Annotated in this window: 12 protein-coding genes; 1 reads left to right on the top strand and 11 read right to left on the bottom strand. The window is 45.0% G+C overall.

Annotated features, from left to right (window positions below; translation table 11 throughout):
- Window positions 1-48: 48 nt before the first annotated feature.
- The 3 genes from JNUCC1_RS11680 to JNUCC1_RS11670 form a co-directional block, all read right to left on the bottom strand.
- Window positions 49-1,356: a Na+/H+ antiporter family protein gene (locus tag JNUCC1_RS11680; RefSeq protein WP_156645672.1), complete on the bottom strand. Its 1,308-nt coding sequence runs from the start codon at window positions 1,354-1,356 to the stop codon at window positions 49-51.
- Between the two features lie 1,057 nt (window positions 1,357-2,413).
- Complete coding sequence (locus JNUCC1_RS11675; protein ID WP_442915472.1) at window positions 2,414-3,223, bottom strand: YfkD family protein; 810 nt, start codon at window positions 3,221-3,223, stop codon at window positions 2,414-2,416.
- Window positions 3,224-3,277: 54 nt separating this feature from the next.
- A complete protein-coding gene (locus JNUCC1_RS11670) occupies window positions 3,278-3,670 on the bottom strand; it encodes an OsmC family protein (RefSeq protein WP_156647098.1) in 393 nt (130 codons plus the stop codon).
- Window positions 3,671-3,951: 281 nt separating this feature from the next.
- On the opposite strand from JNUCC1_RS11670, the gene JNUCC1_RS11665 reads away from it, so the two are divergent.
- On the top strand, window positions 3,952-5,892 hold the full coding sequence (locus tag JNUCC1_RS11665; protein WP_197431724.1) for a heavy metal translocating P-type ATPase: 1,941 nt from the start codon (window positions 3,952-3,954) through the stop codon (window positions 5,890-5,892).
- A 38-nt stretch (window positions 5,893-5,930) separates the two neighbouring features.
- Here the strand turns inward: JNUCC1_RS11665 and JNUCC1_RS11660 are convergent, their stop codons facing one another.
- The 8 genes from JNUCC1_RS11660 to JNUCC1_RS11630 form a co-directional block, all read right to left on the bottom strand.
- Window positions 5,931-7,418, bottom strand: a complete 1,488-nt coding sequence (locus tag JNUCC1_RS11660) for a BCCT family transporter (RefSeq protein ID WP_156645671.1) — start codon at window positions 7,416-7,418, stop codon at window positions 5,931-5,933.
- Between the two features lie 173 nt (window positions 7,419-7,591).
- Window positions 7,592-8,356: a YihY/virulence factor BrkB family protein gene (locus tag JNUCC1_RS11655; protein WP_331713886.1), complete on the bottom strand. Its 765-nt coding sequence runs from the start codon at window positions 8,354-8,356 to the stop codon at window positions 7,592-7,594.
- A gap of 103 nt (window positions 8,357-8,459) precedes the next feature.
- Window positions 8,460-8,735, bottom strand: a complete 276-nt coding sequence (locus JNUCC1_RS11650; RefSeq protein WP_156645670.1) for a YtxH domain-containing protein — start codon at window positions 8,733-8,735, stop codon at window positions 8,460-8,462.
- A gap of 19 nt (window positions 8,736-8,754) precedes the next feature.
- Window positions 8,755-9,228 (bottom strand): low molecular weight protein-tyrosine-phosphatase, encoded by a 474-nt coding sequence (locus JNUCC1_RS11645; RefSeq protein ID WP_331713766.1) that lies wholly within the window; start codon window positions 9,226-9,228, stop codon window positions 8,755-8,757.
- A 454-nt stretch (window positions 9,229-9,682) separates the two neighbouring features.
- Window positions 9,683-10,354 (bottom strand): SOS response-associated peptidase, encoded by a 672-nt coding sequence (locus JNUCC1_RS11640; protein WP_156645669.1) that lies wholly within the window; start codon window positions 10,352-10,354, stop codon window positions 9,683-9,685.
- A gap of 20 nt (window positions 10,355-10,374) precedes the next feature.
- Window positions 10,375-11,370 (bottom strand): glutaminase, encoded by a 996-nt coding sequence (locus JNUCC1_RS11635; protein ID WP_156645668.1) that lies wholly within the window; start codon window positions 11,368-11,370, stop codon window positions 10,375-10,377.
- A gap of 116 nt (window positions 11,371-11,486) precedes the next feature.
- Window positions 11,487-11,711 carry a hypothetical protein gene (locus tag JNUCC1_RS18740; protein WP_231784195.1) on the bottom strand — a complete coding sequence of 75 codons (225 nt, stop codon included), beginning with the start codon at window positions 11,709-11,711 and terminating at the stop codon, window positions 11,487-11,489.
- On the bottom strand, window positions 11,696-12,241 hold the full coding sequence (locus JNUCC1_RS11630) for a lysophospholipid acyltransferase family protein (RefSeq protein ID WP_231784194.1): 546 nt from the start codon (window positions 12,239-12,241) through the stop codon (window positions 11,696-11,698). Before JNUCC1_RS11630 ends, JNUCC1_RS18740 begins: the two co-directional genes overlap by 16 nt.
- Window positions 12,242-12,410: the final 169 nt, after the last annotated feature.

Raw genomic sequence — 12,410 nt, 5'->3', positions numbered from 1 at the left:
ACAGACCTCCGTTTTTGCTTAGTTTAAACGGAGGTCTGAACTTTATACTTATAATAACATGGCTCCGGCCCAGCCGAAGATCACGAGCGGAATGTTAAAGTGAATAAATGTCGGCACACATGTATCCCAAATGTGGTGGTGTTTCCCGTCAGCATTCAGCCCAGATGTCGGTCCAAGTGTGCTGTCAGATGCTGGTGACCCTGCATCACCAAGTGCACCGGCAGTTCCGATTAAAGCTGCAGTTGCCAGCGGTGAAAAGCCAGCCGTAACACAGATTGGAACGAACAATGCCGCGATAATCGGAATGGTGCCAAATGATGAACCAATACCGATCGTGACAAGCAAGCCAACCAAAAGCAGCACAATCGCAACAAGTGATTTATTTCCACTCAGGAAGCCTGAAGACGCTTCTACGAGAGCATCTACTGCTCCTGTTTCTGTCAATACATTGCCAAATCCTGAGGCAACAAGCATCACAATTGCAATCATGCCCATCATGCTGATCCCGTCAGCCATAACTTTCTCGCCTTTTTTGAACGGAACAGCGACAAAGAGAAACATGAGTACAAGACCAGTCAAAGCACCGATAATTAAATTCTGCGTCACAATTTGAACAACAAGTGCAGCGACGATTGCAACCAGTGTTAAAGCATGTGTTTTATTAAACGTGACATCTTTTTCTTCAGGTATGATTACCCCATCACTTCCGCCTGCACCGGGAATCGGATCCCGTTTTTTACGATAGGTGAAAAGAATCGCAATGACGAGACCAACAATCATGCCAGACCCGGGAATCAGCATAGCCAGAGCGGCATCGCTCATTGATAATGAAACGCCATTTTGTTCCATCCCTTTTACAATGGTTTTATGAAATAGTATCCCAAAACCGGCCGGGATCATAATGTAAGGGGCTTTTAAACCGAATGTCAAAGCTGTCGCAACCGCCCGGCGATCGATTTGCATGTCGTCAAATAACTTTAGCAACGGTGGGATTAATATAGGTATAAATGCAATATGCACAGGTACAAGGTTTTGAGATAATGATGCAACGCCTGCGATGACGAACAGCAGCAAAATCCGTTTACCTGTTAATATTTTGATGAGCTGACGAACAAGAATTGACGTAATGCCTGTGTAGCTGATGGCAACGGCAAAGGCCCCAAGCAAAATATAACTGAGCGCTGTTTCAGACTGTCCTCCCATTCCATTCACGAGCATTGTGACTGAGTCCACCATTGACAGACCAGCCATCAACCCTGCAGTGAGTGCTGCGGCAATGATTGCAATAATCACGTTAACCCTTAACAAGCTTAATACGGTCATAACCAATACAGATACAATAACAACCCATTCCATAAGACGACTTCCCCTCTCAATCTCTCACTTTATTACTTTACCATGATAAAGTAATAAAGTGAAACCGTCAACCCCTTTTTTTAAAAATCCTCTAGTACAAATACCCACTCAAAAAACTTTTTCAGCAAGCTGTAATTTATGGCTGTAATTTATGTGGGAGGAATAAAACCTGTATAAGTTCATGAGGGAACCGTGATTTCCGCTGCGGGAAGTCGCTTTCCGCGGGCACGGCCTCAGCCTCCTCGCGGAAAGACCACCGCTGTGGGGTCTTCGGACTCGTGCTGTTCCCGCAGTCAACCATGTATCGCGAAAAGCGCTATACACCACAAGGGGATGAAAATAGATGTAGGGTGGCGATACTAGTGCTACGGCTGGATGAGGAAGGTCGATACTCCTTGGTGCCTTAGAGCCCTACCCGCAGTCTGACTCCTTCGACCACGGCGCATCACTTATTGTTGCTCCCATTCGGGAAGCACTCATGGTAGATTAACCCTATTCTGGTTGTTGCGCCAGCCTTAATAAATAACGGATGCCGTATGTCTTAGGAAGGAGATCAAGAACACATTATCATACTAACCTAAATGCACCAATACAGCGACGCTCTCATCTTAGTTTTTTTAAAAAACATGAGCTGCGTCTACTTAAATATTGTCTTTTTGCGATTCTTAAGAGATTTAATTTTCATGGTAGGAGTCGACTTCCCTCCGCTCCAATCACTCTGCATTAAAAGGTGCTTGGGCGGTTCTGCTCACACAAGTGTTACTGAATTACCCCCTCTCTCTAAGCTCGGGGAAAACACGGAGACTCCAGCGGGAGGATAAGCCTCGGTGAGACCCCGGAGTGCGGTAGCGCGAGGAGGCTCAGCAGCGCCCGCGGAAAGCGCAGTGTTTTCCCCGAGCGGTTGCCAGAAGCAGTCATTTCCAGTTTTCTCTCTGCCGCTGTTTGTGTCTTCTACGACAGCAAAGCTTACACACGATCAGGGTCTGTGAAGGGGTTTCGTGCAAACACAAAACGCGCTGCTTGTCTGGTGGGACGTTTTGTGCAGCGCGTGTGTATACTAATTGAGTTGGAAGGCGAATGAGAGGTGGTCTTCAATTGGGATCCAGGCGCCGATGCCTTGTTTGGTGACATTTTTGATGACGAGTGATTTTTTTGTGCCCTTCAACTGAAAGTACACCTCGCCAAATGTCACTTGCCCTTTTTCACTGACAGCCGGAGCGTATGCCTGAAGCTCCGCTGCTTTCTTAACCGGGATATTATAGGAATTCCCTTTTTTCGTATTCTTGCCGATCGTTGTCTGGAAAGCTAATGAAAGCTTGGTTTTGTGTGCAGCTTTCATCAGCATCATTCTTTTCACATCTTCAGCATCAGAAATTTTGCCGGTTAAGGCGCCTTTAACATCTTTTTGCTCGTTCTGATTATAACTCATTTTTTGACCTGTATCTCCGCCAATATTGTTCAACTCATTCGTATTGACATGCTGATACTCCCAGTTGATGGTCGTGTCTTCAGATTCGTAATTGAGCGCCCAGCGCCCGATGTACACCATACCACGATAGCCGAAGCCGATCGGGGACGGGTCAATGTCAGATTCATTCAGCAGCTTGATCAGTTCGGGGTTGTCGATGTCCATATCCAAGTCATCCAGCAGTTCTTTTGTAGATCCACTGGGTTCCACCACTTCCTGATCTTCACCGGAATTGGGATACGTGTTCTCTTTGCCAATGTTTAAAACATGATCCGGAACCGCATATTCATCTTTCTCCTTGCTTTTTTCTTCCGTTTCTTTCGCAAAAGCTGCCTGTGATAGACCAAACAGCATTAGGAACACAAGGAAAAACGCACTCCAAAACTTCATTTTAATCATGTGCCACAGTCCTTTCATTTTCCTATAGTTTTTTCAGGCACATGATTTTTATACTTACTGACTTAATTGAATAATATTGAGGCTCTCCTCAATTTCGATACTGCCTTCAACAGAGCGCACCATTGAGCAGTTTTTACGGGCAAGCGCCATGTTCTTATGAAGTTTTTCGGGATCAAGATCATAGCCCTTAACTGTATATTCAAGACTGATTTTCTCGATGCGATTGGCTTCATCTGGATTCCGCTCCACTTCTGCAGTGGTTGTCATGTCAGCCAGTTGAACCCGCTGCTTCTCCAGGATTTTGCGGAAAACGGAACTGCTGCAGGCTGCAACAGAGGAAACAAGTAACTGATAAGGACGAAATCCATATGTTTCATCACCTGCAATATTCAATTCTCCGTATGACAATTCAGTTCGAACGCCTTGGTCTTTCATCATATACGTCATTTTTCCATTTGACATTACTAAGCACTCCAATCTTCTTTTCTTTCATCTTACTATGACTGCCAACCATTTGCATCTGACAGGCATTTATCATGTTTTTTAGAAATAGGTCCTCTTTGTGTTGACTTATAACTTTTAAATGGTAATATAAACTATATATCAGTTTATAATAATTATAAATAGGTTGCATAAGCACTGTGTTTATAGGTTTTAATGTTAGTTAATAGTGATTTGCATTCTCAATTACAATGAAAACAATTCTCAATTACAGGAGGGTATTATCAATGGAAGCTCAAGCCGAGGGCTATATGTCAACTGAAAAAAAGCCGGAAAACCAACAGAAGAAGCAAAGTGTGTTCAAACGGATGAACATTCATTGGGAGTTGCTGGCCGCCATAATAAGCGGTGTGATCATCTTGGTTGCATGGTCATTTGAACAGCAGCTGTCACATCAGGTATGGGTTGGACTGCACCTTACCGCCTTTGTCATCGGAGGCTATGCCAAAGCAAAAGAAGGGATTACCGAAACGATTAAAGAACGAGATCTCAATGTGGAATTACTTATGTTTCTCGCTGCAATTGGATCCGCGATCATCGGCTACTGGACGGAGGGTGCGATCCTCATATTCATCTTCGCGCTTTCGGGTGCTTTGGAAACCTATACCATGAATAAGAGTCATAAGGAAATCTCATCCTTGGTTGATATGCAGCCGGAAACTGCTTTGCTGCTCGATTCAGCAGGAAACCGCACTGTGCATGTCTCTGAGCTGGCCATTGGCGATCACATTCTGGTGCGGGCAAGTGAACGCATCCCTGCAGATGGAAGAATCGTTACCGGAACCACCGCTGTTGATGAAAGTGCGATAACCGGAGAATCCCTTCCTGTAGAGAAAACAAAACAGGCCGATGTGTTTGCCGGAACTGTAGCGCTTGATGGCACCATTACAGTTGAAATTACTAAGACAGCCGATGAAACACTCTTCCAGAAAATCATTCAGCTTGTTCAATCCGCACAAGATGAGAAGTCCCCTTCCCAACTGTTTATCGAACGATTTGAAGGACTGTATGTAAAAATCGTCCTCGCCGTCGTTGCTGTTATGATGTTCTTGCCTTACCTCGTTTTGGGATGGTCCTTGACTGATAGCATTTACCGGGCAATGATCCTGCTTGTGGTCGCTTCACCCTGTGCCCTGGTTGCCTCGATCATGCCGGCAACCCTGTCTGCGATCTCAAACAGCGCAAAAGCCGGGGTCTTGTTTAAGGGCGGTGTCCACCTGGAAAACCTTGACCATGTGAAGGCGATCGCTTTTGATAAAACAGGCACATTAACAAACGGCAAACCGGTTGTGACAGATGTTTTGGTCCACCCGGATGTAGACCGGGACGATGTCATCAACATTACAGGCGCAATCGAGGAAGAATCTACACATCCATTGGCACAAGCCATCACGCGATATAAAGAGCAATCTGCGGGAAAATCTGCTCCCATTCAAGTAAATAATATGAAAACACACAGCGGCAACGGGGTCTCAGCTGTTGCAGAAGGTCATGAATGGCGCATCGGAAACGCCTCATTTATTGGCACTCATGACGCTGATCAATTTCAAAACGCAGCAGCTGCGAAATTAGCCAGAGAAGGAAAGACATTGGTTTTTGTCCAGCGTGATCAAGAACTTGTGGCCCTATTCGCTCTTAAGGACACTGTAAGAGAGGATGCCAAAGCAGCCATTGCCAACCTGAAATCACAAGGCATTCATACCGTTATGCTGACAGGCGACAATCCTGAAACGGCCAGGGTGATTGCCGAAGAAACCGGCATCGACTCATTTGTAGCGGAATGTCTGCCCGAACATAAAGTGACAGAAGTCAAAGCCTTGAAGGAAAAGTACAGCAGCGTGGCTATGATTGGTGACGGTATTAATGACGCGCCAGCCCTGGCAACAGCCGACCTCGGCGTATCCATGGGGGAAGGCACAGATGTCGCGCTTGAAACAGCTGACATGGTTTTGATGAAGAACGATCTGTCCAAAATTACCCAAACCAGAAAACTGTCACAGCGGATGAACAGAATCGTTAAGCAAAATGTCTACTTTTCACTTGGCGTTATTCTTCTCCTGATCGCATCCAACTTCATGCAAGTCATTGACTTACCACTTGGCGTCATTGGGCACGAAGGCAGCACCATCCTTGTCATCCTAAACGGGCTCAGACTGTTAAAAACCTGAAAGAACACGCGCAGCATACGAATGCCGCGCGTGTTCTTTCATTCTTTCTTCTTAATTTCCTGCCGTGCGGATTTCATAAACGATAAGCCCATCATGATCATAATAATGGAAAACGGCAATGCAGAGATGATAACCGTGTTTTGCAGCCCTTGTGTTCCTCCAAAATAAACAACAATAGCGGCAACAGCAGCTTGTATCAGTCCCCAGGAAATTTTAACGCTATTGTGCGGGTTCACAAGTCCATTTGTGGTGAGCATGCCCAAAACGAATGTAGCCGAATCGGCCGACGTAATGAAGAAAATTGCGACCACAACGATCGTCATTACCGACATAATTGAACCAAGCGGGTACTGCTCCAGCATCCCGAATGTCATCGTTTCAATCTTTAGCTCTGACAATTTGGCTAACCCATTGGCCTCTACATTCAGCGCCGATACGCCAAAGATCGAGAAAATAATAAAACAGACAATCGCAGGAACAAACAAGACACCCATCATGAATTCTTTAACCGTGCGTCCTCTCGAGATACGCGCGATAAATGTTCCGACAAATGGAGACCAGGAAATCCAGAATGCCCAGTAGAACAAAGTCCATGAGTTAATCCATTCCCGTTCTCCTTCATTATTCGGTGCAAGGTGAAAACTCATATTCACAAAGTCAGAAATATAGCCTCCTACAGCCTGAGTGAACATGTCGAGAATATACAGAGTTGGACCAATCACAAATAGCATAATAAATAAAATCGTGCCAAGGCCCATATTGATATTGCTCAAATATTTAATCCCGCGGCCAATCCCTGACCATGCAGACATGATGAACAGAACGGTCGTAACGGTAAGCACGAGCAGTTGCATCATAAATGTCTGCGGCGTATCAAACAAAAAATGAAAGCCGCTTGTAATCTGAGCTGACCCGAACCCAAGCGCCGCTGCAACCCCAACAACTGTCGCGAGAACGGCAAGAACGTCAATCATTTTCCCCATATACCCTTTCATCAGATCCTCACCCAAGAGCGGGATCAGCGTTGCACTCACAAGACCAGGGTAGTCTTTGTGGAATTTAAAATAAGCAAGAACCAGTCCGACAAGCGCATAAATCGCCCAGGCGCTCACACCCCAATGTAAGAATGTGTATTGCAGCGCTTCATTTAACGCTTGCTCTGACCCCTTTTCAGCGAGGGGCGGATTTTTAAATGCATATGTAACCGGCTCAGCTGTCGACCAAAAGACGACCCCGATCCCCATTCCGGCACTGAACAACATAGCAAACCAGGAGGCCAGACTAAACTCTGGCTTTTCGTTTGGCTTGCCTAACGTAATCTTGCCGTACTTTGAGAAAATCAGATACACACAAAAAATAATAATTAACATAACCAGTATCAAATAATACCATCCAAATGTATTAGAAATGAATTGAGTCACCTGCGTCGTCACTGTTTCGAGATTCGTTGGGGCAATAGACCCCCAAATCACCAGCAGCAAACACCCTGCCGCTGCATACCAAAATACTGCCGTCACCTTGTTCATCCAGTCCACCTCAGTCGTCAAAAGTATCACTGCTATTTATGTAATTATCCTTACCCCGATCCAGTGAAAGATAAACAGCACCATAGGACCAAGCCTAGAATATACAAAGCCCGAACAAAACCATCCTAAGACAGCATTGTTCGGGCTTATTTGGTTGATTTTTTTTATTATCGTCATGTATGTTCTAATTTCATCTTACGGATAACAGCGTTGATCAGCCCGCCGATGATGATGATAATTCCGGAAATATAGAACCAGATCATCAGAGCAATGACGGCCCCAAGACTCCCATATGTCGCCGAATAATTACTGATGTTGCTGACGTAATAAGAGAAGAGCAGTGACGCAATCTGCCAGCTTACCGTCGCAAACAAAGCACCCCATATCACATTTTTAGTGTATATTTTAACGTTAGGGGCAAGCCGGTACAGCGTAAGGAAAACGATAAAGAACACAAGTGAAGACATGACCCAGCGCAAGGCTGACCATGTGTTGATAAAGGTTTCCGATAAACCAATGAATGAAAAGATATATTCCCCAATTAATTTCCCGAAAATCGGGAGCAGAAAAGCGACAATAATCACGACGATCATACCAATTGTTAAAACGATGGCAATCAGACGCGCTACAATAAAGGAACGGTCTTCCTCAACTTCATACGCCTTGTTGAACACACGCATAATCGCATTAATCGCATTTGAGGCTGCCCATAACGTACCGATCACACTGATGGACAACAGACTCCCATTTTGGTTATTAACGACCGTATTAATGTTGGTATTAATCAATTCATTAATGCTTGAAGGTGCATAAGTTTCAATAAAGCCCATGATGTCGTCTGATTCGAGGGCAGATAACCAACCGCTGTCAAAGTAAATAAGAGAAACGGAAACAAAGACAAGAGAAAGAAGTAAGCCAGCTGGGCAGCCATGCCGAATAAATCAGCATCCATTGCTCGTTTAAACAATGTTTTCAGGAAGTTTTTTATTTGATCTATAATGGCTATCCCTCCAATGACATGGCTGAGCAGCTGGAGTTCTGTTACTTATCCTGAAACTTCTCGATGGTCTCCCCAACTTGCTCCAGCGCGTTAATAGCTTGTTCTGCATTCTGAACAAATGCTGTATTGTATTTATCCACTGTCGTCCGCAATTGCATAACTGTGTTTGACGGGTTTTTAACACAATTTACGGTGCTTGTCTTAGCAGCACTCAGTTTTCTGCCTGTGTATTCCCGTGTTTCCCGGTCGAACAGCATAGCCAGACCTCCAACTGCAGCTCCCAGTAATATACCTGTCAATAATTTATTTCGTCCCATCATCATGTCTCCTTTTATATTATAGTTTGTGTTTGGCTTTTATATGTTTAATAAGTTCAAAACAGCCAGCTTGCACTAACGCATAGGTCTGTTCAAAGTTGCCTGTGAAGTACGGATCAGGAACATCTTTGTCTTCGGCATCGGGCACAAAATCCATTAATTTGGCCACTGTGACACCTTCATCGTCTGCAGGCTGAACCTTGTCCAAGTCGTTCATATTGCTGCTGTCCATCGTGATGATATAATCAAATGAATGCCAATCGGCTGGTTCAAACATGCGTGCTTTCATGCCAGCATAACTGATCCCTTTTTGGTCCAGTATATGTCTTGTGCCTTCATGCGGCGGCTTTCCCGCATGCCAATTTCCCGTACCGGCTGAGTCAACCACCACCTGCTTTTCAAGCCCTTCTTTCTCAAGCATGTCCCGAAAAACAGCCTCTGCCATCGGAGAACGGCAAATATTACCCAGACAAACAAAAATAACACGAACCACACTACTCCCCCTTTCCAATTGGCTTCTGAATAGATTACACTTACAACGCAGCTTTCGTTAATCATTTGAGGACCAGCCCAGACGATCGCTCTGGGAAAACACTGCGCTTTCCATGGGCGCTGCTGAGCCTCGGGCCCACAGGATGTGGGTCATGAAGGCGTTGCGACAGGACGTCGCGGTTTTAGCCTTCCTTCCCCTACTGCGCGCTGTGGGGTCTCACCGGGGCTTTTACTCCCATAGGAGTCTCCGTGTTTTCCCAGAGCTTGGTGAGAAGTACATACCATCTCTTTACTATATGAGCAAATCTGTCCGCTCAGTGATTAACGTAAAGTAATTGAAGCGACTTCGCGCAACAGGAATCATGATACTCTTAGTACATTTATTGATGTTTCCCCCAGAAACCCATTTGTCTAATATTATTACCCCTATTTTACACCAAGTAAGCTGCGGTTTGTTAATTTGATGTGAGTGGTGTGATGCACTCGGGATCGTTGTGTTTGGCTGAGTTGACGTATGTACTGACATTATGGGCTTTCAGGGGAACGCTTGTGAGTGACGTCAAAAATGCTTGAGCTTCTTCAGGCCGATATACGGTTGGAGCGATCCAGTCTGCTTCTTTCCCTTTTGGCAAAATAATCGGCATGCGATGGTGAATATCTTGCATGAACGTATTGGCATCACGCGTCAAAATGGTGCACGTAAACAACACTTCATCGCCTTGCTGCCATTTATCCCACAAGCCGGCGAAAGCAAACAAAGATCCATCCTCGGTCTGAATGCGTTTAGGCTGTTTGCCATCCTGTGATGCTTGCCATTCGTAAAAACTGTCAGCAATGATCAAGCAGCGTTTTCGTGCCATTAAGGATTTAAAACTCGGTTTCTCATGAGCTGATTCACTCCTGGCATTGATCATCTTATAGCCGATTTTTGGATCTTTGGCCCATGAAGGCACGAGTCCCCACCGCATATAGCCGCCTCGTTTTTCTTTGCCATCGTGAATAATCGATAACACATTCTGGCCTGGAGCGACGTTATAGCTCGGTTCATACTCGGAAATGCCGTCTGACAATCCAAAAGTTTCCTGGATATCACGTTCTTCGGCCAGTAGTGTATATCGTCCACACATCTTTTCCCCTCCCTAATATCTTAAAATATACTCAAATCCCACTGACTGGCGATATGCCTTAACAGTCTGATGCCTGAGACACTGTTGCCGTTGTCATCAAGTGCTGGTCCATAAACACCGATGCCGCATCCTTCCATAAACGGCAGAACTTCCTCACGCACACGCGGTGGCACAGCGCCGATAATACCGCCTGAGACACCACTTTTAGCCGGAATCCCGACATATGTGGCGAATTTTCCGGAAGCATCATACATGCCGCAAGTCAGCATAAGGGCTTTTGTAATCCGTGCGATTGGTCTCGGGATGATTTCTTCATTGGTTTCAACATCTTCACCATCGTTGGCAAGAATCAGACCAATTCGTGCCAGATCTTGTACAGTGATTTCAATGGAGCATTGCTTGAAATAGGTCTCAAGCGTCGTATTCATATCCGACTCCAGAAAACCGGTTTCAAGCAAATAATAGCCAATCGCTCTGTTGCGCATTGACGAGTCACGTTCAGATTCATACACGTCGATATTAAGAGCAGGGCGGTAACCGAGCAATTTTTCAAGTAAAGCGAAAATGGATTCCATTTTTTCATCAGACGTTTTGCCTTCCAAAGTGGAAGTAACCGTAATGGCACCGGCGTTCACAAAAGGGTTAAGCGGCTTGCGGACTTGTTTCATTTCAAGGTGCATAATGGAATTAAACGCTTCACCCGTCGGTTCGACATCCACTCGGTCCAGCATATAAGAAACACCCCGGTCCATACATGCAACAATAAAGCTAATTACTTTAGATATACTTTGAATGGTGAATGGAAGATCCACATCTCCAGAACTGACTTTGATCCCGTTTCTTCCTATAATTGTAATTCCTAGGGCATCTGGATCGGCTGTGGCGAGCTGTGGGATATATTCTGCCACGCTGCCTTCCCCTGTATGTTTTCTGTAGAAAGACACCCAGTCATCCACATAGCTTTGCAGCCACTCTCTGCTTTGTTCTGTACTCCAGTTTGCGATACCCTGAACCATTACACCACCTCCACGATCCTATTATGTCCGTTATTCAATTTATGTTGAATACAGATTTGTGTTCATGACCTCATATTACAGAACTTAACCATCTGTAGCAAACGCCATGTCCTATGTTACGGCACCTGAACAGCAGGAGGTGTTTCTTGTGTTGGATGAGCATGATGTGCCAATGTTTCTTCAATGGAATCCTGGATTCTTTTCGCAAGTTGGCTGGTGTTGAGTCCCTGATAATCCTCGGGCAAGACTGCTTCTTTGACTTCTATGTGTATGTGAGAGGCTTGCACACGTCCATTTCCCGCTTCGAGCATCTGATAAGTTCCATCTATTGCAACAGGCACAATGGGCACCCCGCCTTTACCGCCAAACGTAAACTGCCTGGCTTGAAGTCGTTCAACCGATGACTCCTGCTTCGGGTCCCTTCAGGAAAAACAACCATGGAATGCCCTTCTTTTAAATTGGCAGTGCCTTGTTGGATTGCTTTAACAGACTGCCGCGTATCTTTACGATTGATAAAGACACAATGAATCAAATCCATCCATTGAGGAATAACCGGCAGCCGTTTGATCTCTTGTTTAGCGATAAAACCAACAGGCCTGTCGAGAAATCCAAGAAATGCCAAAATATCAAACAGCCCTTGATGATTTGCTACAAACAAAACAGGACCTTCCGGAATACCAGACACCCCTGAAACTTCAACGCGAGTCCCAGTTTTAGCAAGGACTTTCCGTGAGATTGCTTTTGGCGTCTCAAATATTTCTTCAGCATATAGGCCATTTTTCTGATAAAGCTGCCTAGCCTTTGGTAATTTAAACCAGCTCGTTAACACGAGCCATCCCGCATATAAGTACACCCGTATACTTAATAACATAAGCCTCTTCCCCCTAATCGAACACTTCCTATATAGTATATTACACCATTCGACATTTTGTAATGAAAATGTTACTTGATTCCGACCCATAAAGTGCGCTATTTTAGGGAAAAGTAGTATATAATAACAAAGTAGTGGCGTTTTTTATGTCGAATTTCCTGTACGTCAC

The organism is Lentibacillus sp. JNUCC-1, assembly GCF_009741735.1.
Classification (GTDB): domain Bacteria; phylum Bacillota; class Bacilli; order Bacillales; family Amphibacillaceae; genus Lentibacillus_B.
Note: the sequence above shows the minus strand (reverse complement) of the source record. Positions and strands in the feature narration are given on the sequence as shown.

Excerpts from the sequence above, each read along its gene's own strand:
- JNUCC1_RS11680 (WP_156645672.1), bottom strand. The coding sequence starts at position 1,356 with ATGGAATGGGTTGTTATTGTATCTGTATTGGTTATGACCGTATTAAGC.
- JNUCC1_RS11675 (WP_442915472.1), bottom strand. The coding sequence starts at position 3,223 with ATGATTAAAATGAAGTTTTGGAGTGCGTTTTTCCTTGTGTTCCTAATG.
- JNUCC1_RS11670 (WP_156647098.1), bottom strand. The coding sequence starts at position 3,670 with ATGACGTATATGATGAAAGACCAAGGCGTTCGAACTGAATTGTCATAC.
- JNUCC1_RS11665 (WP_197431724.1), top strand. The coding sequence starts at position 3,952 with ATGGAAGCTCAAGCCGAGGGCTATATGTCAACTGAAAAAAAGCCGGAA.
- JNUCC1_RS11660 (WP_156645671.1), bottom strand. The coding sequence starts at position 7,418 with ATGAACAAGGTGACGGCAGTATTTTGGTATGCAGCGGCAGGGTGTTTG.
- JNUCC1_RS11650 (WP_156645670.1), bottom strand. The coding sequence starts at position 8,735 with ATGGGACGAAATAAATTATTGACAGGTATATTACTGGGAGCTGCAGTT.
- JNUCC1_RS11640 (WP_156645669.1), bottom strand. The coding sequence starts at position 10,354 with ATGTGTGGACGATATACACTACTGGCCGAAGAACGTGATATCCAGGAA.
- JNUCC1_RS11635 (WP_156645668.1), bottom strand. The coding sequence starts at position 11,370 with ATGGTTCAGGGTATCGCAAACTGGAGTACAGAACAAAGCAGAGAGTGG.
- JNUCC1_RS11630 (WP_231784194.1), bottom strand. The coding sequence starts at position 12,241 with ATGTTATTAAGTATACGGGTGTACTTATATGCGGGATGGCTCGTGTTA.